We start from the raw sequence: 24,501 nt of genomic DNA, 5'->3' as shown, positions 1-24,501 counted from the left end.
GATTTGTTGTGTGAGAACTCCAATCTTCCCAGTTCAGGGGGCACTTTCTTCAGTTCGACACGCTGCTACGCAGCTGATCCTTCGGTGGAATCAGGCTAAGCGCTGGAGACCGGCATGCTGCAACGCAGGAATGGACGTCGCGCTGCTCCCGTACCCACCGTCCCGTCCGTGCTGTGGAAGGTGGCGGTGTAGTAACGGTCTCCCTCCTGAAGCGGCAACTTCACACCAAGGGGCGTGGAAGAAGAATGCCCAGCGTGTACGGCAGAGGACCAGACAAATAGGTGAGTTTGACCGCGGATGTGGATCGGTGCACGCGTTGCGGTGAGGGCGACGCGAAGTTGTGGTTGGTGCATCCGATGGTGGCCGCCGCGCCACAGCGGGCTCCACTTGGCCGAGGCAATCAGTGCCGCCGCCCGGCGTCTGAGACCTCCAGAGGCCCACTGCTTGGAGAGCAAGGAAATGTCGACCGAGTTCGGCTGCGGCAACGCTGCTTGTGGAAAGGGTGCTAGGCGACGTGGTGTCGCGGGAGGAATTGCACCACACGGCGTCTGTATTCAGGTCGGCCGGAGCGGGTCTGTCGTGCCGCGTGTTGCCGAACGTCGCTGTATGTCCGAGCTGAGTTACCGAGTGAGCGCCGACATCACCGCACGCTTGCGACCGGGCGGAATCGCGCCGGCCTCGCTGGTCGATGACGTACCCAGCCAACAGAGCGATCGTATTCCGAGGACTTGCCAAGCGCCGAGGATGCGGGCGAGGGCCATACAGATCACGCTCGGCTTCGTGGAGAAGCGGTCGATCAATCGTTCATGAAGATCCTCGGCGTAATGCATGGATGTGGCCGAGTCGTTGCGCTTGATCGCGATCGGCAGCTCGTATCGTGCCGAGGATTCCGATACGGGCAACCGCCTGGAGTCGATCGAGTGGCGGCGACTTGTTGTTGGTAACCCCGCCGATGCACACGCGGATGCCTACAAAAAAGATTGTTCTCGAACTTATGCGCGCAGGAACATGTCAGACCGTTGCCAAACCTAGCTACTTCGACCTGAGAAACGCGGAACCGCGGTGAGCATGATTCGGACGGTCGGCGTTTGGGTTGGCCACAGACTCCTCCGATCGGCGTCTTTACGCTTCCAGGGTGCTGATCTTGACCAGGTTGTGCGCCAGGATCCCGTGGCCTATCCAGATCTTGGCGCCTTCGGTGCTGTCGATGAGGGTACGGTCCCAGCTGTATCCGCGTTTGGAGGCGCCCGCTTGCCCGCGCACGGTACCGGTCCCGCGCGCGGGTCCGAGTAGTCGCTCCACCGGCAGCCGCGATCGGATTTCCGATGGCCGCGATCCGTCGGATTGCCTTGGCCAACAACCCGGAGTCGGTGGGGTAGGACACATTGCTGGGCACCACCGTCGTGTCGGCCCGCAACTTGGTGGTGCGTAGCACCTTGGCCCCGGTCGCCTTCGCCATCAGCGCCTCGTCCCGGCCCCTCCACAGCCGCCCGGCCACAGCGAGTGGTTAGCTTCTTCAACGTGGTCGGGTGCGGCACCGACCTGTCCAAGGGTATCCGGCCCAACTGCGCGAGGTGATCGAGTCGCTCACCTCGCGGCACAGACTCTCGTAGCCGAGCGGTGGAACTCCCGGAACATCAGCCGCAGGTAGGTCTCCATCGGCGTTGGCGTCGGCGTCGACGATCCGCGGGTCCGAAGTACGGCAGGAAGGGTGCCTAGAACGCCGGATCGTCCAGCAACGCGATCGCCGCCGGTATGGAAACACGATGGCCTCGATCCCTGCTCAACCGAGGGGGTTGAAGCCATCCTGCTGTTCCATGACCGGCCAATCACGCACCGCCATACCCCGACTTTTTCAGTTCGAAGTAGTCAGGAAGCTTCGCCTGCGACGACTATCCAAGCGTTTGGACAATCAGTGGGGTTCCGACTGGAGCGCCCACCACGTTCAGAGGCGTTGCAAAATGAACGCGTTCGCCATGCCAGCGGCTTCGCACATTGTTTGAAGTCCGTATTCGCCACCGTTCGATTCGAGCCCCGCAAGCATCGAGGAAAGTAGGCGAATTCCGGATGCGCCCAACGGATGCCCTAACGCGATCGCACCACCCCGCGGGTTGATCTGCTCAGCCGTGGCGGGGAATTCAGACTTCCATGCCAGTGGTACGGATGCGAATGCTTCGTTGATCTCGACCCAATCGATCTGCGCCATCGACATGTTTGCTCGTGCCAGCACTCGATGCGTTGCGGGAATGATACCTGTGAGCATGAGAACAGGATCATCTCCGACTACCGCAGAAGCTACGATCCGAGCACGGGGGCGGAGCCCCATGCGAGCTGCGCTGTCAGCGCTCATGATTAATGTCGCGCCGGCGCCGTCGGTGATCTGAGATGAGTTCCCCGCAGTGATCTTCCAGTCCATGCCGGGGTAACGGACACGCGATTCTTCGTTCTCGAATGCTGGTTTCAAACCTGCCAGCCGCTCGACTGTCGTGTTAGGTCGAATCGTCTCGTCTTCAGAGACCTTTGTACCATCAGGCAATGTGATGGGAGCGATTTGCGATGCAAACAATCCCTCGGTGCTCGCGCGGTGGGCGCGGGCGTGTGACTCTGCGCTGTAGGTGTCGAGTTGGCTTCTAGAGAGTCCGTATTTGCGTGCGATCAATTCGGCTGCGACGCCCTGAGAATCCAATTCAGGGAACCTGGCATGGACGCCTGGCCCTGGCGGGTCTGAGTTCTTTCGATTTGCACCCATAGGAACATGACTCATGGATTCGATCCCCGCAGCGATGACGACGTCATAGGCGCCGGCCATGACTCCTTGCACGGCAAAATCAATCGCCTGCTGGCCGGACCCACAGCGCCGCTCGATCGTTGTCGACGGGACGGAAATGGGAAATCCTGCGGACAACCAGGCGTGACGTCCAGGCGTGCCCGATTGCTCGCCGATTTGCCCGACGCAACCGACGAGGACGTCGTCCACGCGCGCGGGGTCGATCCCAGTTCGTTCGACGAGCGCGGTGAAGACCTGCGCTAGTAATTCGACGGGATGAAGCGCCGCGAGTGCGCCAGTATCTTTTCCTCGCCCCATGGGGGAGCGAACCACATCAACGATGACGGCGTCTTGCATGTTGTCTCCAGACTTTCGAGGGTTGTTACGTGTCAATTGGTAGCTGCGTGTCACCAAGGGGCACCCAGGGATTTGTGAGTCTGCCGGAGTGTTCTGCTCCTGAACGGCTGGCCACCGAATCTTGTCTCGGTCGAGCGATCACGTGTACTAAGGCATGATCTTCTGGGTGTTGGAATGAAGGGTCCCGCGCGACCATGATTCTGCTGCATCGGTTTCAGTGCCGCATGCCGTTGACGTCGCTCACTTTCCATCCACCCCAGTACCAATGCGATGCCGATGACTACAGACCCGAAAGGGACAAAGAGTCCGACGGTGACAGTTGTGCCGATCGAGTTCTTGCCGACCAGGTAGGGCCCGAAGAAGCCTTCGCCGAGCTGGGCGAAACCCACATTTGCCCGGTCGATGTAGGCGACGACGTATCTGAGGAACATCAGGGCATCACCCGCCGGATCACCTGGTGGATAACCGTTTGCTCCTCGTCATCTGACAGCTTTGACTCCCTTGGGACGAGCTGGACATAGCACTCCCGGGGAGTCGGTTTCGGCTGGGAAGCATCTGCCGCCGAGCACTGCGTTCGGAAATGCGAATAGACATTCATATTTAGGCTCAAGCATATGAGGGGCGCGTGCGTCGGTCAAGGTGCTCGGCGGGGAAGCTCGCGGCATTCGGTCGGCATGATCGCATCGCGGGGCTTCCTGGGTGCGCACTCAGTGCCTGGCGTAGCGGGGTCGACCCGACGAGCGCGCGCAATGAGATGTTGACCACATCTTCCAAGTGCTCTAGCCTTCCTTGAAATAGGAACACTCATTCGGATATATGAACCGTATGGGATCGACGATCACGAGAACTTTACGCAGCATGGCAAGCCTTAAGGAGCAGCTGTGATGACCAGCAACCAACTAGATCTGAGCCCGGACGAACAACGGGCGGCGCTGGCCAAAGCCTTTCGGCGCCTATTGCCGATCATCTTCCTGGCCAGCATGGTGTGTTACATCGATCGTGCAAATATCGGCTATGCGCAGCTTGGGATGGGAGCCGAGCTGGGGATTACTGCCGCCACATATGGGACTATTGCTGCCGTCTTCTTCATCGCCTACTTCATCTGCGAGGTCCCGAGCAACATCTTGCTGGAACGTTTCGGTGCACGGGTGTGGATCACGCGAATCATGATCACGTGGGGGCTCGTTACTGTACTTACAGGATTCGTGAACAACGTAAACATGCTGTACGTCTGCCGGATTCTGTTGGGAATCGCCGAGGCCGGATTTCTGCCGGGAATGGTTCTCTACCTGACGGTCTGGTTTCGTGCCCGTGATCGTGCCGTTGCTCTCGGGGCCTTGTTCGTTGCCCAGCCTCTGGCGTACATCATCGCCGGGGCGGGTAGTGGGCTCATACTCGACCACATCGACTGGTTTGGCCTCTCCTCGTGGCGTTGGGTCTTCATCATCAGTGGGATCCCGGCAGTACTCCTCAGCGTCGTGGTCTTCAAAGTCCTTCCTGACTCGCCTGCACAAGCACCATGGCTCAACGACAGAACCCGTGCTTGGATGGTGAAGACCGTCGAAGCGGAGCGCGGGCCAGCGGTCGACAAGAGTCTGCGAGCCGAACTCACGGCTCTCCGCGACTCCCGGATCATTCACCTGGCCGCAGTGTTCCTGACATATGGCGTCGGCTTCTACGGTTTCACACTATTTCTGCCGTTGATCGTCAAGCAGATCAACCCGTCGTATTCGGCTACCAACATTGGTTTCGTATCTGTTGTGCCCTACATCTTTGCAGTTGCGGCGGTGTTGGGGAGTGCCCGGTTGGCAAGAAACACCTCGCATCTTTCGGCGCTCACCGTGGGTTCGCTGATCGTTCTAGGAACAGGGCTGACCGGCGTCGTCACCTTCAGTGGACGACCCGGCTTCGCGCTCGTGGCTCTGTGCCTGGCGGCAATCGGTACGTTCGCCTTCCTTCCTGCCATCTGGGCTCTGTCGACACTCCGGATCGCGCCCGCATACGCTGCAGTCGGAATCGCGGCTGTTAATTCGATCGGTAACCTGGGCGGATTCTTCGGCCCGTATCTCGTCGGGCAAGGTTCGATCGGATCCAACGTCACAGCCGGCCTCTTCGCACCGATTGGATCGGTGGCCGTGGCGATCGTGCTTCTTGTCCTCTTCGTCCTCAGAGGTGCTCCCCAATCAGAGGGAGCAGAGCTACCGGTAGAAACCGGCGTCCAGCCGACACTTCTTGGCGAACGCGGCTGACATCCGCTGTGCCCTGTACGACCGTCTGCCGGTGGTACAGGGCGCTTCCGGCTTTTGGCCCGCCACGTAATGTGAATTTCGGCCATTGAAACCTGGAATATTGCCTTCCGCAAAGGTATTCCGCAACCTCAATTGCTCGCACATGTTTGGCTGATAACGATGTGACCGGCAGTTGAAATTCGACACTGCTTGCGTAGTCGACATGCCGATCCCACCGGGTGGCCACCGGGCGATGATCGGCAGGAGGAGAGGACCGCCATGCACTTGGGAATCAGGCTTCCGCACTTCAACAAGATTGCTTCGGACCCGAGAACGGCACCCAAGCAGATCATGACCGTCGCCATCCGCGCCGAGGAACTCGGATTCGACAGCATCTGGGTCGGCGACCACATAGTGCCCAGCCCCGATACGGCGGCCCGCTTCGGAACCGTCTGGTACGAAGCAGTCACGAACGCTCACCTATGCAGCGGCGGTGACCGAGCATGTGCGGCTCGGCACGAGTGTGCTGGTCGCGCCTTACCGTCACCCGTTGCTGATCGGCAAGATGCTAGCCACCCTCGACGTGCTCTCCGGAGGACGCGTGGACGCAGGATTCGGAACGGGCTGGTTGGAATCGGAATATCGTGCGCTCGGGCTCGATGCTCGAGGGTATACACCGAATCTCTGAGGACGTAATGCCGAAGATTGCCGGTTGACACCGAACCCTTAGCGGGCTCAGTGCCCCTAGCGGCCAACGCCTTTCTCACAGACCTTCAGAACGATAATCGAAGGCTGTTCCTGGCCGAGCCACCGGTAGCGGACTCCACCGACGCGTCCCCGCCTTCGCGATCACCGAGCCTGTGCTTCCGATAGTGCAGTGGAGCTGAGGGACCGACGAGTTCTTCCTTCGGCTGGACGGAAATACCCGGCACACAGAACTTCGCACCGACTGAGGTCTGCGCGTGCCGTTGCGGGCTTCGAAGCTGCGGTGCCGGTCACCGTTGCAGCGAGTAATGCGGTCCGCGCAGTGTTCGTCCAACCGGCTTCGCATACGCTGTCGGCTTCCGCTTCTGTCAGCGTATGGACGAACGTCGCGAGCCTGCTTCACAATTGCCCGCAGTGTCAGTTGGTGTGGGGGATATGGTTCCAGCCCTCGACGGACTCGGGGGTGCGGGGTGCGGGGCCGGTGTAGATGGCGGCGGGGCGGACGAGCTTGCCCAGACGTTTCTGCTCGAGGATGTGGGCGCACCAGCCGGCGGTGCGGCCGCAGGTGAACATTGCGGGCATCATGTGTGCGGGTACCTCGGCGAAGTCGAGGATGACCGCGGCCCAGAACTCGACGTTGGTTTCGATGGCCCGGTCGGGGCGGCGCTCGCGGAGTTCGGCGAGGGCGGCCTGCTCGAGGGCGGCGGCCGCTTCGTAGCGGGGGGCGTTCAGCCGTTTGGCGGTGGCGCGCAGCACGCGGGCGCGGGGGTCTTCGGCGCGGTAGACGCGGTGCCCGAAGCCCATCAGCTTGTCTTTGCGGTCGAGGATGCCCTTGACCAGGGCGCGGGCGTCGCCGGATTTCTCGGTGTCCTCGATCATCGGCAGGACGCGGGCGGGGGCGCCGCCGTGCAGCGGGCCGGACATCGCACCGATCGCCCCGGAGAGGGAGGCGGCGACGTCGGCGCCGGTGGAGGCGATGACGCGGGCGGTGAAGGTGGAGGCGTTCATGCCGTGTTCGGCGGCGGAGACCCAGTAGGCGTCGATCGCTTCGACGTGGGCGGGGTCGGGTTCGCCCTTCCAGCGGACCATGAATCGTTCGGTGACGGTTTTCGCCTCGTCGATGCGTTTCTGCGGGACGGCGGGCTGGTAGATGCCGCGGGCGGACTGGGCGACGTAGGACAGGGCCATCACGGAGGCGCGGGCGAGTTGTTCGCGGGCGGTGTCGTCGTCGATGTCGAGGAGGGGTTGGTATCCCCAGATCGGGGCGAGCATCGCGAGGCCGGCCTGGACGTCGACGCGGACGTCGCCGGTGTGCACGGGCAGGGGGAAGGGTTCGGCCGGGGGCAGGCCGGGGCCGAAGCGTCCGTCGACGAGCAGTGCCCACACGTTGCCGAACGTGACGTGCCCCTCGACGAGGTCTTCGATGTCGACGCCGCGGTAGCGCAGGGCGCCGCCGTCCTTGTCGGGTTCAGCGATATCGCTGGTGAAGGCGACCACGCCCTCCAGTCCGCTGACGAAATCCTCCGGTATCCGCGCGCTGCGGGTGATCTCTCTAGTGGTCATCGCTGTGGTTCCTCGGATGCTGTGGTGTCGGGGGTCGTTCGGCAGACGGTCACTCGCCGGGCACATGGAGAATCAGGGCGTCGCCCTGGCCGCCGCCGCCGCAGAGGGCGGCGGCGCCGGTTCCGCCGCCGCGTCGTTTCAGCTCGAGCGCGAGGTGCAGCACGACCCGTGCCCCTGACATGCCGAGCGGGTGCCCGATGGCGATGGCGCCGCCGTTGACGTTGACCCTCGATGGGTCGACTCCGAGTTGCCGGCTCGACTCGATGCCGACGGCGGCAAAGGCCTCGTTGATCTCGACGAGATCGAGCGCCGAGGGGTCAAGACCCTCACGGGTGCACGCGTTGTTGATGGCGTTGGCCGGCTGCTGCTGGAGCGTCGAATCCGGTCCGGCGACGACGCCGTGGGCGCCGATCTCGGCGAGCCATTCGATTCCCAACTCCTCGGCCTTTGCCTTGCTCATCACCACGACGGCGGCCGCGCCGTCGGAGATCTGCGACGCGGAACCTGCGGTGACGGTGCCGTTCTTGCTGAAGGCGGGCCGCAGCTTCGACAGCGACTCGGCCGTGGTGTCGGCCCGGACGCCCTCGTCCTCGGTGACGACGAGCGGCTCACCCCGGCGCTGCGGAATGGTGACGGGTACGACCTCGTCGTCGAAGAGTCCGTTCTTCCACGCGGCCGCGGCCCGCTGATGCGACGCGGCGGCGAAAACGTCCTGCTCTTCGCGACCGATCTTGTCGGTGTTCGCGTTCCGGCCCTCGGTGAGGGCGCCCATCGCCTGCTCGGTGAAGATGTCGTACAGACCGTCGTAGGCGAGGTGATCGACGAGGGTGGTGTCGCCGTACTTGAAACCGCTCCGCGAGTTCGGGAGAAGGTGCGGCGCCTGGGACATCGACTCCTGCCCGCCGGCGACGACGACATCGAATTCGCCGGCGCGGATCAGCTGGTCAGCAAGAGCGATGGCGTCGAGACCCGACAGGCACACCTTGTTGACGGTCAAGGCGGGCACCGACATCGGGATGCCCGCGTTGACCGCGGCCTGCCGGGCCGGGATCTGACCGGCGCCGGCTGTGAGGACCTGCCCCATGATCACATACTCAACCAGTTCGGGTGCCACCCCGGCCTTGTCGAGGGCGCCCTTGATGGCGATGCCACCGAGATCGGATCCGGACAGTGACGCGAGCGAACCCGTCAGCCGGCCGACAGGGGTTCGGGCTCCGGCGACGATGACGGACCTGGCGGAAGAAGTCATGGGATGTCCTTGGTGTCGTGACGAATGTCGCTCAGGAGAGCGCGGATTCGCGAATCTCGAGGGGGGTTCCGGTGGCGGCGACGACCTCGTCGACGGTGACGCCGGGGGCGACCTCACGGAGAGCGAGGGTGCCGTCGCCGACCACGTCGATGACGGCGAGATTGGTGATGATGCGGTTGACGACGCCCTGGCCGGTCAGCGGCAGGGTGCAGGCGTCGATGATCTTGGGGTTGCCGTCCCGGTCGGTGTGTTCCATGAGGACGATGACGCGGCTCGCGCCGTGCACGAGGTCCATCGCGCCGCCCATACCCTTGACCATCTTCCCGGGGACCATCCAGTTGGCGAGGTCGCCGGTGCGGGAGACCTGCATGCCACCGAGGACGGCGGTGTCGATGTGGCCGCCGCGGATCATGCCGAACGACAACGCGGAATCGAAGAACGCGGCACCGGCGTTGACGGTGACCGTTTCCTTGCCGGCGTTGATCAGGTCGGGGTCGACTTTCTCGTCGGTGGGGTAGGGGCCGGTGCCGAGGATTCCGTTCTCCGAATGCAGGGTCACGGTGACGTCGGTGCCGAGGTATCCGGGAATGAGCGTGGGCAGTCCGATGCCGAGGTTGACGTATTCGCCGTCGACCATCTCCGCGGCCGCGCGGGCGGCCATCTGTTCACGTGTCCATCCGTTGGTGCCGGTCACCGAGTGGCTCCTTCCGTGCTGCTGACTGTCCGCTTCTCGATCCGCTTGTTCTGGGGGCCGGTCTCGACGATGCGTTGAACGAAGACTCCGGGCAGGTGCACCTGGGCGGGGTCGATGGTGCCTGCGGGGACGAGTTCCTCGACCTGCGCGATAGTCACCTTTCCGGCCATCGCCGCGAGGGGGTTGAAGTTCAGGGCCGACTTGTCGAACACGAGGTTGCCGGCGGTGTCGCCCCGCAATGCGTGGACCAGGGCGAAGTCGGCGGTGATGCCGAGTTCGAGAACGTAGCGCTTGTCACCGAACGCACGGGTTTCCTTCGGGGGCGACGAGAGAGCGACGGAACCATCGGCGGCATACCGCCACGGCAGTCCGCCGTCGGCGACCGCGCTGCCCACACCGGCGGGGGTGAAGAACGCGGGGATGCCCGCGCCGCCCGCCCGGAGGCGTTCGGCCAGCGTGCCCTGCGGGGTCAGCTCCACCTCGAGTTCACCGGAGAGGTACTGACGGGCGAATTCCTTGTTCTCGCCGACGTACGACGCGGTGACGCGCCGGATCCGGCGGGCACCCAGCAGAATTCCGAGCCCGTGGTCGTCCACACCGCAGTTGTTGGAGAAGACCTCGAGGTTCCCGACGCCGGAGTCGGCGAGCGCGCAGATCAGCGAGTCGGGGATTCCGCACAGGCCGAACCCGCCCACGGCGATCGACGCGCCGTCGGACACGTCCGCGACTGCTTCTTCCGGGGTGTCGAACACTCTCGATCCCATGTGCATCCTTTCTCCTGGCCGCCGTACCGGCGATACCGTCTTCCGCATCGATGGTCCATTGAGTGGTCGTCTATCCGTGGGGTGACTCCACTTACTAAAATGGGTCTTTACATGCAATTCAAGAGATTCATCGACATTGATCGCAGTCTGGACGTTGGTGCCGCGAGTGTTCACTGAGTGGACGTATGCAGCGGCACCCGGTGCTCCCCACATCGCCCGACCCGCACTACTCACGACGGGGTGCGGAGACTGAGCGCCAATCGGCGGCAATACAGTGCGGAGGGCGTTCTTGTGGTTCCCGCCTTCACCTTCGTTACGAGCACCTCGGCTCGCGGTTGTCTGAATAGCACGTAGAGGTGGCCCTCTTGTGAACTCAGATTTGTGCCCGAAATGGACCAAACAGAATCAGACGAGCACGCTGTGGTATCGGTAGAGCCGGTTAGCTGAGCGGCTTTCGTGAGTTCCTTGGCGCCGGCGGGGACGGATTGACCCGTTTGCGGCGGTCGGGCGCTGGACGTTCGGCCAGCGGCTCGCGATGAACCGGGCACCCGCCAGGTCGCGCGGTGCCCGGTTACCACGGTCCGACGTTCTCGTGCGACGTGCATTGATCAACTCAGCAGACGTGTTAGTTCGAATCGTGCGCCTGCTCCACGACCCAGGCCGCGATCTGTGTCCGCGAGGTGAAACCCAGTTTTGCCAAGATGTGCTCCACATGCCCTTGCGCGGTCCGAGGTGAGATCACCAGGCGGTCGGCGATGGCCTGATTCGTCAGGCCTTCGGCGATCAGGTCGGCGACCTGGCGTTCCCTCTTGGTCAGCGATACCGACGCGTCGGTATCGCGTGCGGAGGAGGCAGGCGGTTGCTCCTGGAGGGCATAAGCGATCGCTTCGTCGAAGCCGAGATGTTCGCCCTTGTAGTGAATCGCTTCGAATGTCTTGTCCCCAAGTTCTCGAAGGGCTTTTAGTTCGCAGTTCTTATGGTAGACAAGCAAACTAGAGTATACGACTGCGGAGCTTCCCACCGATTGTGCTAGCCCGTCCGCGGCTCCCAGCAGCACCGCAGCTCTCGGTGCGTCGCCTAGTTCGCACGCGATCCAGGCCAGCGCCTCGAGGCATGAGGTGGCGACGCGAGGGCTATGCACGTGCCGGGTCAGCTCCAGCGATTGTTCGAGGAGTCGCACCGCCCGATCGGTATCGCCCTGTCGCCAGACAGCAATACTTAAGGCCCACAGTGAGTGCGACCGATACATTTTCTCGCCGTGCACTTCAGTTATCGTGAGAACACGCTCATGGCACTCGATCGCCTGATCCGTCAATCCGCAAAGTCCATACGCCAACCCCAACGGATACAAGACACTCACTTCGAGCGTTCTATCCTCGCGTTCGCGGAACTCAGCGAGTGCAGTTTCGAGGTGCGAGTACGCGCGCGGGAGATCACCGCTGTAGAGGGAGAGCATTCCTTCGGCGTAGGCAACGAGAGCGCGCATCATAGGGTCGCTGCTGTGCGCGGTGAGCGCGCGTGCCTCCTCGACGAGTGCGGCCCCGGATCCGAGGTCCCTCTGCACATTGGCCATCACGCTGTCGCAGTAGAGCGCCTTGACCCATTCGAGGGTGGGTGGGCCGCTCCGGCGAGCGAGCAGTTGGTCGAGCCAGCGCCGCCCCTCGTTGTAGAGGCCCTGGGAAGTCCAGAACAAGTAGAGTGCGGCGGCGGTGCGCAGGCCGGCGGCGGGATCGTCGTCGATGTCGAACTCGAGGGCCTCCCGCAGATTCGGTTGTTCCCGTTTCAGGCGGGCGATCCAGTCGAGCTGGCGGGCGCTGATCCACTCGGCCTCCGCGTCGAGTGCCAACGCCTCATACCATTCGCGGTGACGGCGACGCATGGAGATGTCCTCGTGGGTCTGCTCGAGCTTCTCGTAGCCGTATCCACGGAGAGTCTCGAGCATCCGGAACCGCACCACCGACACATGCTCCTCGCGGATTAGGATCGACTTCTCCACCAACGAGGTCAGCGTGTCGAGCAACTCGTCCGGGCCGAGGCCTTCGCCACACACCTGCTCCGCGGCATCGAGTTCGAAGCTTCCTGCGAATACCGCCACCCGCCCCCACACCAGTTGTTCACCGGCGGTGCACAGCTCGAAACTCCAGTCGATACACCACCGCAGCGTCTGTTGCCGCGTCGGCGCACCTCGGCTGCCGCGGGTCAGCAGGGCGTAGCGGTCAGTCAACCGGCCCAGGATCTGCTCGGGCGACATCGCCCGCAACCTCGCCGCCGCCAATTCGATCGGCAGCGGTAACCCGTCGAGCCGGTGACAGATCCCCGCCACCGCCGCCGCGTTCTCCTCGGTGACTTCGAATCCGGGAACGGCGGCAGCGGCGCGTTCTACGAACAACGTCACCGCATCGTATTTGGGCAACCCGCGCAACGAGGTCTGCCGCCCGGGATCCGGGACGGCCAGCGGCGGGACCCGCAGCACTGCTTCCCCACCGATTCCCAGGGGTTCACGGCTGGTGGCCAGGATCCGCAGGCCCGGGCACACCCGCAGCAGAAGGCCGGCGAGTTCGGCGACCGCGTCAACCATGTGCTCGCAATTGTCAAGCACCAGCAGCAATTCTCGCGGTGTGAGGTACTCGATCAGGACTTCACGCAACGGCCTGTCTGAGTGGTCCTGCACCCCCAGTGCGGCGGCCACCGCGTCGACCAGCAACGACTCGTCGTGCAGTTCACCGAGCTGGATCAACCTTATACCGTCGGCGTACTCGCGTTGCATTGCAGCCGCGACCCGTATCGCCAGTCGCGTCTTGCCGACACCGCCGATCCCGGTCAAGGTCACCAGCCTCGGCCCGGTCAGCAGGTTCTTCGTCTTGGTGAGCTCGTGTCGGCGGCCAACGAAACTGGTCAGTTCCAGGGGAAGATTCGCCGTCGCGCTTCGAGGCGAAGACCCCGCTCGGCCGGATACTGGTTGTGCGTGGTGGTCTGCCCGACCTGGGGTGGTGTGTAGGGCCATCTCGTCGACCGGGAAGCCGTGGTTGCGTTGCAGCCCTCGCAGCTGTTCCCCGAAGTCGGCGGCGGTGGCCGGGCGCGCACTGGGCTCGCGGGACATCGCCTTGGCGATCACCGCGGACACGTCGTCCGGTATTCCGTGCTCGCGCAGGTCAGGCACGTCCTGCGTGGTGATCCGCAGGAACTGCGCGACCACCTGCTCACCGCTGCGACGTTCGAACGCGGCATGCCCGGTGAGGGCACTGAACAGGGTGGCGCCGAGCCCGTAAACGTCCGCGGCCGGACTCGGTGGATCCCCGCCGAGCACCTCCGGTGCGGTATAGGCCGGCGATCCGGTGACGGCGCCGGTCGCGGTCTCGAAGCCGCCGCTGATGTGCGCGATGCCGAAATCCGCTAACTCCGGTTCACCGTAATCGGTGAGCAGGATGTTTGCGGGTTTGATATCGCGATGCAGGATGCCGAGCCGGTGCGCCGTCTCCATCGCTCCGGCCATCTTCACTCCCAACCGCAGGACCTGATCCAACGGGAGCGGACCGTCCTTCCGGACCCGGGCCTCCAGCGAATCCTGCGGGTGATACGGCATCACGATGTAGGGAAGGCCGCTGTCGGTTGCACCGACCTGCAAAATGTTGACGATGTTGGGGTGCCCGGTCAGCCGTCCCATTGCCCGCTGTTCCCGGAAGAAGCGGGCCCGGTTCTCGTCGTCGAGTTCGACGGTGAGGACCTTCACCGCGACCGTGCGATCCAGGTCCGCCTGGGTGCAGCGGTAGACGACGCCGAAACCGCCGCGGCCGATCTCCTGGGCATCGTCGAAGCCCGTGCCTTCCAGTTCCGCGGCCGGGGAGGGCGGGTACCGCTGCGTGTCGAGCGGATCACCTTCACCCATCGGACGGTCTACTCACTCCGCCGGCTCGTGGTTCCGCGCACTGGCCCCGGCGGCACGGCCAGTGGAAAATCGAACTTGAATGTACCTTTCGATCTGGTATTCACAAGGATATCTCTGCGATCGGCTGTGGCGTGCGGTCGTTTGGTTATCGCGACCTCGAACACCCTGACCGACTGGCCTGGCCTGGTTTGCGTGTTTGGCTCAGTCGGGATCTTGCAGAGGGCGATTGGAATCCGCCTGACTGGACAGGGCGGCGCGGAGTCAATGGACGTCGATCTGGTTCCAATCCTTTCGGTAGTCGGATAGTTGCTGGCCACGGCGGTATAGGTAGGGCAATGTAGCCGTCTTCATGTTCGGTAGGAGACACGGTGTGCGTGCCCGACGCCGAACTTCTCACTGTCTGCATGGTTCGCCGGCCGACCGCTCAGGGGTTGGTCACAGTTCCGTCTGATCGATTGATGCAGCTGGCGGCCTCCTTTGCGGCCTTGTCATGGTTGAATCGGCCCGGATGCCTTCCCCGGTGGGGGACGCGTTCCGCCAGTATCTCGGGCCAGCAAGTCGCGAGTGACGGGCGCGAGCGCCTCTGCGAAGTCGAGTCAGCACTCTGCAGAATGGCCTCGGGCGCCAACGACGTCGACCTCGTTTCGGTCAACCTCCGCTGCGGCTCGAAGGCGATCGTTCGCCGCTACGGATTTTGGGATACTCAGTGCTGAGGGTTCGCAACGTATCTGGGTCGACCGAACCTTGCGAACAACCTCTTCACCGCAGATATACGAATCGCGGGTGCGATGTTGCAAATCGGACAAAGATTTCGTCTTCGGGTGAACCTCCGTAGTACGTCAACGAGTAGGAAAATCGGATGTTTACGTCTTGATTGGTGGAGGCATTCGCACGTTGCCGTTCTTGGTGCAGCCGTTGGCGCCGCTTCTTCCGATAGACCTCACCTATTCCAGCGGGTCCGTCACTGGTGCTCGAATGCAGACCTGCTCTACGCCGGAGTGGAGGGCGACCGTGCGGCGACTGGGTTGATCACCTTGGATGCCATACTGTATTTCGGTGAATCACGCGGAATGCGTTATGGCGGTGAATCCTTCGGATGCTCTACCGACTAACCTGCCGAATGCAACAACGCTCAGTGCGAGATGGGCCGATCGAATGTGTCGGCGGCGGGGCATATTTTCCGCGAAACAGTCGCCCACGATTCCCTGTCCCGGTGTCATCGGGAACTTCGCCAGGATCCTGCACTGGGTACGCCGAAATGGCAGAATTTTGCCCTGCGCCGTCGTTTCAGCACGTCGGGGGATTCGAGATCATGACGCTCACGCGGTGTCTGCGGACTTTGACGTTCGGTGATGACAATCACGATCTCTCCATCTTCCACCGAAACCGGCCTGCTTCTTATGGTGCGTCGGAAACCCGGCTGTAAATCTCGTTCGTGGCTACGAATTTTCGCGCGCTGCGATCGGGCCCGGGTCGGTGGACCCGACAGCGTCGGCCTCGGCGGTGCCAAAAAGAAGGCGTTGTGGAAGCTGCAAAATTTGCATATTGCAAATGGGTACAACTGTGAGCATGAAAATGGTATCGAATGCGTCAACGTCCGTTCGGCAAGGTAACCGTGGCAAAGATCTCTGTGAGCGTAGTTCTGCGAGGCGCTTTGCGGATCGGAGCGACAGTATCGACGGAGCAGCAGCGCTGTGATACCCACCGCCATCGGCTCTGGATGCCGTCTTCAACCGATCCGAGTGGTGATCAGCCGGATTGCTTCGTGGCGTATGCGCTCTGCGTTGGCGCGTTGACCCGATGTTGATTGGGGGCGGGGGTTTCCGGCTGTGGAATCGGAGCGGACTCGAGGAGAAGGCTGGCTACGGCAGCCAGCAACAAGACCAGCGCAGCGATCAGCAGGCTTGCGTGCAGGCCTTGCGAAAAGGTCGCCTGATCGGCGACGAGGGCGCCGAAGACCGCGACGGCGAGTGCCCCACCGAGTTGGCGGCTGGTGTTGAATACTCCGCTGGCTGTACCGGTGCGCTCCGCGGGCACGCTGTTGATTAGCAGCGCGGTCGCCGGGGGCATGGCAAGCGGGCCACCGAGTCCGACGGGGAGCATCAGTACGGCCAGGAGCCAGGTCGGCGTGGATGCGGGCGCAAAAGCGAGAATCGTTAGCCCTGCGGCCATCATGAACAGGCCGGAGGCGATCGGCAGGCGGGGTCCGAAGCGCTCGGCGATCCTAGCGGACAACGGGTTGAGAAACGGGGTCAAGACGGTCATGGGCAAAAACACGAGTCCGGTCGCCAGCGAGGACAGGCCGCGCAGCTGTTGGAGATACAAGCTGAAAAGGAACACCATTCCGTAGAAGCCGGTCATGAACGCGAACCCGGCGCAGGAAGAAACAACCACGGTGCGCGAGCGCAGTAGGTCCAGCGGGACCATCGGGTGCCGTCCGCGTGCCTGGGCCACGAGAAATATTGCCAGCGCCACCACCGTCACGAGACCAGCCGCCCACACCTTTGGAGCGGTGAAGCCAACGGCCCCAGCCTCTATCGCACCATAGGTGAGCGCGCCCATCGCGAGGACGGCAGTGGCCTGCCCGGTGATATCGAGGGGCACAGGTTGGCGCGGCGAGCGCGCTGTGCGGGCGAGCAACGCCAGTGCGATGATGCCGGCGGGCAGGTTGATGAAGAAGATCATTCGCCAGCTTATGAGGTTCAATGCCCCGCCTGCCACTGGCCCGGCGGCCGCAGCCACCGCGCCGCCGACCGCCCACAGGGCGATTGCGCGGGCCCGTTTGACAGGGTCGGCGTACGACTCACGGATCAAGGCCAGTGAGGCGGGCAGCATGACTGCGGCGCCAGCGCCCTGCACCAGCCGCGCCGCAATCAGAATTCCGAGGCTCGGTGCCAGGCCGCACACGGCCGACGCGGCGACGAATACAGCAAGGCCGACGCCATAGGCGCGGCGGGCGCCGACCCGGTCTGACAGTGCCCCGGCCGAGAGCAGAAGGGCAGCAAACATCAGGGTGTAGCTGTCCACAACCCACTGCAGTCCGCTCATGCCGCCGCCGAGATCGTTGCGGATTGCAGGCAGAGCAACTGTGACCACGAGGGCATCGAGGGTAATGACGAACATGCCGAGCAGCGCAGCCGCCAACGCTGCACCCGAACTCACGCCGAGCAGGGGGGCGCGGTCGGACGTATGCCCGGTGCAGCTGCTGTTGTTCGGCACAGAGCGTCTCCAGAGGGTAATTGGTTGCAGTGCATGTGTTCCGGGAACGTTCGCACAGGCTTCCCGCACGTCAGTCGACATGCTCCAACAACGGGGTCAGCACAAGGGTCTCCGCTGTGCGCCGCTTTCTCGGAACACGGCGTTCCGATTTGCGAATAAGCATATGATATTGGAAACGTTGAGGTGTGGCAAAGGGGAGTGTGGTCGTCGCCGGGAAAACTCGTCATGTCCAAATCGTTGTTCATGATTGCGAATGGTGGTACGTTATTCTGACCGATGGGGGTGGCGCGATCTAGCCCAGCCTCCAACGTCGCCACGACCGGAATGCACGCGCTGTCGCTCAACCCTGACCAGCGCGTGGCTCACAGCCCGCGAGTCAGAGCTAAGACCTCGCCGAGCCTGACGGGCATTCATCGACGAGGAAGGACGCACTGGATATGACCCACGCATCGACCGAGGCCCGCATTGCAGTGGACACAGGACTGGCCAGGACGACGTGGCTCTCGGGTCTGCGGGTCGTCTGCGCTGGCGACTCGCTACCGCTACAGATCGCGGGCCGGACCCTCTCACAGATGGGGGCGGAGATCGTCGCTATATCTCCGAGAAACGCTGCAGGCGCGGTGGCCGAACTGGCCGGATATGACGTGGTCCTTGTCGATCGGATCGAGGAGGCTAAGGACCTCCCGGGCCTGCCTGCCGGTCGTGTCGGTGACTACCTGGAGTTCGTGGCGGAACACAACAGGGCGGTGTGGGTGACTGCCAGCGCGTTCGGGCTGGCGGATGCGCGGGCGGACGCCTTCGTATCGGAGCTGACTCTGTTGGCCGCTGGAGGGATCCTGGGTCATTCATCCAGCGGTGACGACTTGCCTCCGACGATACCGGCCGGATCCATCGGGCTGAAACTCGTGGGCAATGTCATAGCCGTCGCGGCTCTGCATGGAGTGCACGCCAACCGGTCAGGCAATGGGCCGCTACATGTAGACGTTTCTGCTCAGGGATCGGTGATCGCTACTGGGCTCTCGCTGGAGATGGGGCATGCTCTTGCCAACTGCCCGAACGAGGGTGGCAGTGCGCGATACGGCGCCCCAACCGGCTTCTTCACCTGCACAGACGGTTCGGTCTACGTCCTGGTGCTCGAGCAGCACCAGTGGACCGGATTCAGGGAGGTGCTCGCACCCGAGCTCGACTCCGTTCCCACGCTCGAGGACGCACGCCAGAGGGCAGAGGAAGTGAACGCCGCGATGGCCACATGGGCCTCGACTAGAACGACCTCCGAATGCGAACACATCCTGCAGGCGGCGGGCGTCCCCTGCACAACGGTCAACACCGTCGAAACATTCATCGAGAGGGCGCATGCGGTAGGGCGGCCGCTCGACCTTACGGGACCGAGCGCCGCGGCACTTCCCGCGCTGGTAAACGAGGTCCCCGAAAAGCAGCCCGAGGGTCGGGCCGACGGCCCGATTCCGCTGCACGATCTGCGCGTACTGGATGCCGGACACGTCCTAGCCGTTCCCCTCGCCTCCGCGTGGCTCGGTGCCATGGGAGCGCAGGTGACGAAGCTCGAGGATCCTGCCCGTCTCGATGTGTACCGCCGCAGAGGCCCGTTCGCCTCGGGTATCCCCGGTCTCAACCGCAGCGCCTACTTCAACCACATCAACTTCTGCAAGGCATCTCTCGACGTGCAGGTCGATGCGTCGGGTAGTTCACTGAACATCGAACCCTACGATGTCATCGTCAACAACCTGAGCCCTCATCGAGCACGGCGGGTCGGGGTCGACGCCGCGAGTGTGTCGACGGCCATGTCACCCAAGTTGCAGCTGTCCTCCAGCGGATTCGGGCTGACGGGCGAGTTGGCCGGGTATCGTGCCTACGGAACAAACATCCACGCCTTTTCCGGTCTGGTTGCCGCGTCCCAGAACGCGCGGGGGGAGATGGCGAGCGTCGGAACCCCGTGGGCGGACCCACTCACGAGCGTGGCGATCACCGCGTGGATACTGGCGTGGTCGCTGGCTTCTGAACGGTGGTCGACCGTAACCGTCGACCTCTCGATGGCCGAAGTTCTTGCCGCCCAACTGGTCGAGCTGATGGGTCATGGACCGGACGACACGTACCAACCCGCAGACGTCGGGGGCGATTTCTTCCTCTCACTCCCCGGAACAGGTCGACGGCTCGCGGTGACACTCGCCGACGCGGATGATGTCGACAAGTTCGAGGCGCTGATCGGGAGCCGTCTACCGAGTCTGCAGCGACGCGGCCAGTTGCTCGAGCTCGCGCTCGGTCCTCTGGCCGACATGGACGATGACGCGCTGCAGAGGCACCTGCTCGCGGCGGGTCTGAGGGTCTCTATCGTCTACACCGCTCATGACCTGGCAGAACAGCAAGAACTCCGCGACAACGAGCTGTTCCAAGCGGTGGAAAGCTCGGCGCTCGGCCGCTACTTCGTCACCGGGTTGCCCTGGCGGTTTGCAGGTCTTGCCAAGTCCCCCCTGTCGGCCGCTCCGGAACGCCCGGAGAGCAACGGTGTCTAGCGCCGCGGCGGAACTCGTCACCTACGAGAGCGGCGATGACGGGGTCGGTCGCATCACCCTTCGTCGCGACACCGTGCTCAACGCGGTCAACGGCGCCATGATGTGCGACCTCAGGCGCGCGCTCGACGCGTACGACGAGGATCCGACCACTCGTGTGGCCCTCCTGTCGGGCTCCGGCCGCGCCTTCTGTGCCGGAGCTGATCTCCGCGACGATCCACCCGCCGGATCGGCGGAACCTGCCGAGGACCGATCACGCCTTGCCGAAATCTTCCTTGTCCGAGAGCAGTACAAGCCCATCGTCGCCGTCGTCCACGGGCACGCCGTCGGCATGGGGCTGCACATGGCGCTGCTCAGCGACTTCGCGGTCTGTGCGGACTCGACGAAGTTCCGAGCACCCGAGATCCACTACGGACTCAACGGCGGCAACTACTGGTGGCATCTACAGTCGCGAGCCGGCGATGCATTCGCAATGGATGTTGTTGCTACCGGCCGAGTGTGGTCGGGTCGCGAGGCGGGCGAGCGAGGCCTTGTCACGCGCTCGGTGTCCGAGGAAACCCTGGGCAAAGAAGCCGACCAACTCGGACACGCCATCGCCGAACAACCACCAGCCGCGATGGCAGCTCTCGTCGAGACCAGGCGTTCGGCCTTGCGGCGAATCGAGTTGGAGTCATGGCACACCCGTGCGAGAGGACTGGGCCGGCGTCACCCGGCGGCCCCCCACTGAGTGGAGTCGGCCCGTTCGTACCCGCGCTGGTGCGCTGTCGTGATCGGCTCAATCTGCGTAGACATACCGGCGGGGGCGCATGACCGCCGACGCCGCCCTCGGCAACGCCGGAGGCGGCGTCACCTCATCAGTCGATACGAAAGTAAGGACCAGTGGGTTCCCGGCAGCCTCGAGGACTAGGTCGCGATCGCATGGGAGCGGCGCGAAGTCGTGGCCGTTGGGTTGGCGGTCTGATCCGAGACAGAAAGGCGTGGCAGTAGATGGCTGTTCTAGTGACCGGTGTCGGTTATGTCGGGGGTTACGCGGTTCGAGACCTGGTGGCTGCGGGGGAGCGGGTCGTGCTCTTTGGTTACCTCGGCGGTAATGGCGATGCGGCTGGTACCGACCTGCCCGAGCTCGACTATCTCAATTACCTCGTCGGTGGTGATCTTCGCGAGAAGGTGGATGTCGTGGTCGGCGACGTGAGCGACCTTGACGCCATGACGCGTGCGGCAGAGCGCTACGGTGTGCGCTCCGTCATGCACTTTGCGACCCTTCTTTCGTCTGCAGCGCAGAGTAATCCGTTGCTGGCTGCGCACGTGAACGTCATCGGCACTGTGAATGTCTTCGAGGTAGCTGCTCGACTCGCTCTCGAGAAGGTTGTGTGGGCCAGTAGCACGACTATCTTCGGCCCGCGCTCGGTTCCGGAGTCGGGTGTCCTCACGGACGACTGCGTATACGACCCGGAATGGATCTACGGTGCATCGAAGGTGATGTCCGAGAAACTCGCGGTCGCGTATTCAGACAAGCACGGCACCGACATCACAGGTCTACGGCTCAGCCGGGTCTACGGCTTCGGCGAGTACATCAAGATGAGTCGCGGCGGCGGAAGCTCGTGGCTGGCCAACCTGCTGTACACGCCGGCGGTCGACGGCGGTCCGACCATGGTGCCGTTTGGTCGGCGCAATCTGGACTTCCTCTACGTCGAAGACGTTGCCGACGCTTTCGTCAAGGCCTTGAACTTTCGCAGCGACACGGGGTCCGGAAACTACATCATCAGCGGTGACTACCGGCCGATCTCCGAGGCCGTCGACTTCGTGTCCCGACTGCTTCCCGACGCCCAAATTACTCTGAATATGGAAGACCTGGCACTTCCCCCAGGTTCCGGGCTCGCTTTCTCACAGCATCTCGACTCCAGCCGGGCAGCAATGGACTTCGGATATCGCAGCCGCTTCAACATGGAGGCTGGTGCATATCGCACGGTCAACAGAAATCGCGTCTTCGCCGGCCTGCCGAGCATCCCTGACCCGTTGCACGGTGAGTCCTTCCTCGACAATGCGCGATGAGACGGGGGAAACGGGCATGACTTCTATCCCGGATTCGATTCAGGCGGATCTCACACAGCTTCTGGTCGAGGATCGGATCGAAAAGGTGCTCGTGGCCTACTGTCAGGGCGTAGACCGGAAGGATTGGGAGCAGGTTCGGGCGTGTTACCACGACGACGCGGTGGACTCGCACGGACAGTTCGTAGGCTCGCCCGATGAGATGGTGACCTGGATGCAGGGCAATCACGTGCCCGTCACCACGTCGATGCATGTGCTGACCAACGTATCGATTCGACTGTCGGATGACGGTCGGCTGGCTCGCGTCGAAAGCTACTGCCTGAGTTTGAAGACAGTGTCTTCTGCGGCGGACGACCCTTTTCTCGGTGCGAGTGGCGGTCAGGGGCTGGCACGTCGGACGGTTGCGTGTCGGTACGTCGATACGTTCGAGGATCGACCGGGTGTTGGTTGGCGCATTCTGCGTCGACAGGTGGCCTTCGACTGGGTGCGGCGTGAGCCGGACGAGTTGTATCTGCCTCTCGACGCGAACTGGACGGTGTCGAGAAGGGATCGAAGTGACCCGTTGTACGCGCCGATCGTGTTCTAGCCCTCCCTAGCTGTTCATACGCAATCACATGTTCAGAATTACCCCGCTTTTCGAGGAGAGTATCCATGCGCGTATTCCAGGGAATCGCCGACGTCGAGTCCGCAGTCGGCGAATATCTCGGCCACAGCGATTGGCTCGAGATCACGCAGGACCGCGTGGACGTGTTCGCCGACGCCACCGGCGACCATCAGTGGATCCACGTCGATCCCGAGCGAGCGGCCCAGGGCCCCTTCGGTGCTCCCATCGCTCACGGCTACCTAACGCTGTCACTGCTGCCGAAGCTCGGCGCCGACCTCATGCGCGTCGACGGCGTGAAGCTCATGATCAACTACGGTCTCAACAAGGTTCGCTTCCCCCGGCCGGTAAAGGTCGGGGCGAAGGTGCGGGCCGGTGGAGAGATCGTGTCGTTCGAGCATACGAAGCAGGGCGCGCAGGTGGTCGTGAAGTACACCATCGAGATCGAGGGTGCGGACAAGCCGGCGTGCGTCGCCGAGACCGTCCGCGTCCTGGTTGCCTGAGACAGAAGAAAAGAACATACGAGCAGCGCCCGGTCCGCACCGCGGTCGACCGTTTCGGCGCACTGCGCGACGTCCCGGCAGAGACCGTGGCAGCCGCCATGATCAGAGAGACTGTGGAGCGGTCGGGCATCGATTCGGAATTGATCGAGGACGTCGTGATGGGGAGTCTTACGCCAACTCCGAGGCCCAAGTGGCCGCTGGCCGCCCTCGAGGCGGGGCGGTCGATTCGGTTGCCCGGGCTGCAGGCGTCCGTCCGAGACCACGCCTGAGACTTTGGCGCAGGTGGCACAGTGCCCTCTGCGTATCGTATTGTTTTTGAGCCCGAACGCCACCATGTTCCGGTCGTGGGGGAACAGCTTAGTGGTCTGACCCGTTAATTCGTCGGGGGTTGTTGCCAGGCGGTCGGGTCGCCGAGGTAGAGCCCACACGCGCAGTCGAGCGCGTCTTCGGGACTGCCTGCGAAGTTCCCGCTGGGCAGGACCGAGTCCTGGTACTTGCCGCTGCTGCCGAGGTAGATCGCGAATCCCCACATACTGGCGGATCCGCCGTACCGCAGTCGCATCAACGGGATCACCGTCCCGTCGGTCAGCACGCCGTCCACGTAGGCGAAGTTGCTGCGGAATCGGGTGTTGATCGTGGCCAGTTCCGGCCACCTGGTCCGGGCCCGATCCAGCAGTTTCCAGCGCAGCGAGCTCTTCGTCGATTCCGGTGGCGTCGGCATATTTGTGATGGTGCCCGATCAGCGTGACTTTCGTGGCGGCCGGCGTGTCGTTGCCTCGGGAATTGCTGTGGCCGGTGTGGTATTTGTGCCGTGAGTGATGGAAGTAGTTCTTTCTCGGATGGTGTGTCGTGGTGATGGTCAGCCCGTACCGGGTGGTGTTGGCGGGCACCGACCGCGAGGTGCTCGAGGGGTGGGTGCGGGCCGGGCGCACACCGCAGAGGACGGTGCTGCGGGCGTTGATCGTGCTGATGGCCGCCGACGGCGATTCGAACGCCCACATCGCGGCCGAGCTCGGTGTCTGCGTGGACACGGCCCGCAAGTGGCGGGCCCGGTTCTATCGCCGAGGGATCGAAGGACTCACCGACGCGCCGCGTTCGGGGCGCCCGCCGAGGTATTCCCCGTCGCAGGTCGCCGCGGTCAAGGCGTGGGCATGTCAGCTTCCCGCCGAGCACGAGCTGCCCCTGTCGCGGTGGAGGGCCCCGGAGTTGGCCCGGCAGTTGTTGATCGACGGCATCAGCGCCTCGGTCACGACGGTCCGACGCTGGCTCGCGCCGAACGCCCTCAAACCCTGGCAGTACCAGTCGTGGATCTTCATCCGAGACCCGCAGTTCGAGACGAAGGCCGCCGTCGTCCTCGATCTCTACGCCCGAAGGTACGACGGAGTCGAGTT

20 protein-coding genes and 1 pseudogene are annotated in these 24,501 nt (G+C 63.4%); 10 read left to right on the top strand and 11 right to left on the bottom strand.

The annotated features are described in order from the left end of the window. Positions 1–620: 620 nt before the first annotated feature. The 4 genes and pseudogenes from ACH49N_RS38150 to ACH49N_RS38135 form a co-directional block, all read right to left on the bottom strand. A complete protein-coding gene (locus ACH49N_RS38150) occupies positions 621–902 on the bottom strand; it encodes a hypothetical protein (protein WP_358278499.1) in 282 nt (93 codons plus the stop codon). Between the two features lie 220 nt (positions 903–1,122). Beyond that, positions 1,123–1,263 carry a hypothetical protein gene (locus ACH49N_RS38145; protein ID WP_358278501.1) on the bottom strand — a complete coding sequence of 47 codons (141 nt, stop codon included), beginning with the start codon at positions 1,261–1,263 and terminating at the stop codon, positions 1,123–1,125. Further along, positions 1,259–1,787: pseudogene (locus ACH49N_RS38140) on the bottom strand (ISNCY family transposase); the annotation flags it as partial. The pseudogene ACH49N_RS38140 and the gene ACH49N_RS38145, both read right to left, overlap by 5 nt. Positions 1,788–1,945: 158 nt before the next feature. Further along, a complete protein-coding gene (locus ACH49N_RS38135; RefSeq protein WP_358278466.1) occupies positions 1,946–3,124 on the bottom strand; it encodes a thiolase family protein in 1,179 nt (392 codons plus the stop codon). 194 nt (positions 3,125–3,318) lie between these two features. On the opposite strand from ACH49N_RS38135, the gene ACH49N_RS38130 reads away from it, so the two are divergent. From ACH49N_RS38130 to ACH49N_RS38120, 3 genes are all read left to right on the top strand, one after another. Next, positions 3,319–3,645, top strand: a complete 327-nt coding sequence (locus tag ACH49N_RS38130) for a hypothetical protein (RefSeq protein WP_358278468.1) — start codon at positions 3,319–3,321, stop codon at positions 3,643–3,645. A gap of 363 nt (positions 3,646–4,008) precedes the next feature. After that, positions 4,009–5,373 carry an MFS transporter gene (locus ACH49N_RS38125; RefSeq protein ID WP_358278470.1) on the top strand — a complete coding sequence of 455 codons (1,365 nt, stop codon included), beginning with the start codon at positions 4,009–4,011 and terminating at the stop codon, positions 5,371–5,373. 406 nt (positions 5,374–5,779) lie between these two features. Next, a complete protein-coding gene (locus ACH49N_RS38120; protein WP_358278495.1) occupies positions 5,780–6,040 on the top strand; it encodes an LLM class flavin-dependent oxidoreductase in 261 nt (86 codons plus the stop codon). Between the two features lie 434 nt (positions 6,041–6,474). On the opposite strand, the gene ACH49N_RS38115 is transcribed toward ACH49N_RS38120, so the two are convergent. The 6 genes from ACH49N_RS38115 to ACH49N_RS38090 form a co-directional block, all read right to left on the bottom strand. Further along, complete coding sequence (locus ACH49N_RS38115) at positions 6,475–7,620, bottom strand: citrate synthase 2 (RefSeq protein WP_397505210.1); 1,146 nt, start codon at positions 7,618–7,620, stop codon at positions 6,475–6,477. 49 nt (positions 7,621–7,669) lie between these two features. Further along, a complete protein-coding gene (locus ACH49N_RS38110) occupies positions 7,670–8,869 on the bottom strand; it encodes an acetyl-CoA C-acetyltransferase (RefSeq protein ID WP_358278472.1) in 1,200 nt (399 codons plus the stop codon). Positions 8,870–8,900: 31 nt separating this feature from the next. Further along, the gene (locus ACH49N_RS38105) at positions 8,901–9,563 is read right to left on the bottom strand and encodes a 3-oxoacid CoA-transferase subunit B (RefSeq protein ID WP_358278474.1); all 663 of its coding nucleotides are present in this window, start codon (positions 9,561–9,563) and stop codon (positions 8,901–8,903) included. Further along, on the bottom strand, positions 9,560–10,327 hold the full coding sequence (locus ACH49N_RS38100) for a CoA transferase subunit A (RefSeq protein ID WP_358278476.1): 768 nt from the start codon (positions 10,325–10,327) through the stop codon (positions 9,560–9,562). Before ACH49N_RS38100 ends, ACH49N_RS38105 begins: the two co-directional genes overlap by 4 nt. Before the next feature lie 625 nt (positions 10,328–10,952). After that, positions 10,953–14,213, bottom strand: coding sequence for a protein kinase (locus tag ACH49N_RS38095; RefSeq protein ID WP_358278478.1), 3,261 nt, complete (start codon positions 14,211–14,213; stop codon positions 10,953–10,955). A gap of 1,749 nt (positions 14,214–15,962) precedes the next feature. After that, entirely contained in the window at positions 15,963–17,432 is a 1,470-nt protein-coding gene (locus tag ACH49N_RS38090; protein WP_358278480.1) for an MFS transporter, read from the bottom strand. A 437-nt stretch (positions 17,433–17,869) separates the two neighbouring features. Here ACH49N_RS38090 and ACH49N_RS38085 point away from each other — a divergent pair, with 437 nt between their 5' ends. The 6 genes from ACH49N_RS38085 to ACH49N_RS38060 all read left to right on the top strand — a co-directional run bounded on the left by ACH49N_RS38085 (position 17,870) and on the right by ACH49N_RS38060 (position 23,379). Next, a complete protein-coding gene (locus tag ACH49N_RS38085) occupies positions 17,870–19,960 on the top strand; it encodes a CoA transferase (RefSeq protein ID WP_358278482.1) in 2,091 nt (696 codons plus the stop codon). Beyond that, the gene (locus ACH49N_RS38080) at positions 19,953–20,684 is read left to right on the top strand and encodes an enoyl-CoA hydratase/isomerase family protein (protein WP_358278484.1); all 732 of its coding nucleotides are present in this window, start codon (positions 19,953–19,955) and stop codon (positions 20,682–20,684) included. Before ACH49N_RS38085 ends, ACH49N_RS38080 begins: the two co-directional genes overlap by 8 nt. A gap of 260 nt (positions 20,685–20,944) precedes the next feature. Next, positions 20,945–22,009, top strand: a complete 1,065-nt coding sequence (locus tag ACH49N_RS38075; RefSeq protein WP_358278486.1) for an NAD(P)-dependent oxidoreductase — start codon at positions 20,945–20,947, stop codon at positions 22,007–22,009. A 16-nt stretch (positions 22,010–22,025) separates the two neighbouring features. Beyond that, a complete protein-coding gene (locus tag ACH49N_RS38070; protein WP_358278488.1) occupies positions 22,026–22,592 on the top strand; it encodes a nuclear transport factor 2 family protein in 567 nt (188 codons plus the stop codon). 65 nt (positions 22,593–22,657) lie between these two features. After that, entirely contained in the window at positions 22,658–23,110 is a 453-nt protein-coding gene (locus ACH49N_RS38065) for a MaoC family dehydratase (protein ID WP_358278489.1), read from the top strand. Positions 23,111–23,208: 98 nt separating this feature from the next. Beyond that, positions 23,209–23,379 carry a hypothetical protein gene (locus ACH49N_RS38060; RefSeq protein ID WP_358278491.1) on the top strand — a complete coding sequence of 57 codons (171 nt, stop codon included), beginning with the start codon at positions 23,209–23,211 and terminating at the stop codon, positions 23,377–23,379. Between the two features lie 104 nt (positions 23,380–23,483). Here the strand turns inward: ACH49N_RS38060 and ACH49N_RS38055 are convergent, their stop codons facing one another. After that, positions 23,484–23,831 (bottom strand): hypothetical protein, encoded by a 348-nt coding sequence (locus ACH49N_RS38055; RefSeq protein ID WP_358278493.1) that lies wholly within the window; start codon positions 23,829–23,831, stop codon positions 23,484–23,486. 134 nt (positions 23,832–23,965) lie between these two features. Here ACH49N_RS38055 and ACH49N_RS38050 point away from each other — a divergent pair. Next, positions 23,966–24,501 (top strand): helix-turn-helix domain-containing protein (locus tag ACH49N_RS38050; protein WP_397505205.1); only part of this gene is annotated, 536 nt, incomplete at its 3' end.

The organism is Rhodococcus sp. NPDC019647 (assembly GCF_044389235.1).
Taxonomy (GTDB): Bacteria; Actinomycetota; Actinomycetes; order Mycobacteriales; family Mycobacteriaceae; genus Rhodococcus_F; species Rhodococcus_F oxybenzonivorans.
The sequence above is the reverse complement of the archived record's forward strand: the minus strand, read 5'-3'. Positions and strand labels throughout refer to the sequence as shown.

Coding starts and splice junctions, on each gene's coding strand:
- ACH49N_RS38135 (WP_358278466.1), bottom strand. CDS start 3,124: ATGCAAGACGCCGTCATCGTTGATGTGGTTCGCTCCCCCATGGGGCGA.
- ACH49N_RS38130 (WP_358278468.1), top strand. CDS start 3,319: ATGATTCTGCTGCATCGGTTTCAGTGCCGCATGCCGTTGACGTCGCTC.
- ACH49N_RS38125 (WP_358278470.1), top strand. CDS start 4,009: ATGACCAGCAACCAACTAGATCTGAGCCCGGACGAACAACGGGCGGCG.
- ACH49N_RS38115 (WP_397505210.1), bottom strand. CDS start 7,620: ATGACCACTAGAGAGATCACCCGCAGCGCGCGGATACCGGAGGATTTC.
- ACH49N_RS38110 (WP_358278472.1), bottom strand. CDS start 8,869: ATGACTTCTTCCGCCAGGTCCGTCATCGTCGCCGGAGCCCGAACCCCT.
- ACH49N_RS38100 (WP_358278476.1), bottom strand. CDS start 10,327: ATGGGATCGAGAGTGTTCGACACCCCGGAAGAAGCAGTCGCGGACGTG.
- ACH49N_RS38095 (WP_358278478.1), bottom strand. CDS start 14,213: ATGGGTGAAGGTGATCCGCTCGACACGCAGCGGTACCCGCCCTCCCCG.
- ACH49N_RS38085 (WP_358278482.1), top strand. CDS start 17,870: ATGACCCACGCATCGACCGAGGCCCGCATTGCAGTGGACACAGGACTG.
- ACH49N_RS38075 (WP_358278486.1), top strand. CDS start 20,945: ATGGCTGTTCTAGTGACCGGTGTCGGTTATGTCGGGGGTTACGCGGTT.
- ACH49N_RS38070 (WP_358278488.1), top strand. CDS start 22,026: ATGACTTCTATCCCGGATTCGATTCAGGCGGATCTCACACAGCTTCTG.
- ACH49N_RS38065 (WP_358278489.1), top strand. CDS start 22,658: ATGCGCGTATTCCAGGGAATCGCCGACGTCGAGTCCGCAGTCGGCGAA.
- ACH49N_RS38060 (WP_358278491.1), top strand. CDS start 23,209: ATGATCAGAGAGACTGTGGAGCGGTCGGGCATCGATTCGGAATTGATC.
- ACH49N_RS38055 (WP_358278493.1), bottom strand. CDS start 23,831: ATGCCGACGCCACCGGAATCGACGAAGAGCTCGCTGCGCTGGAAACTG.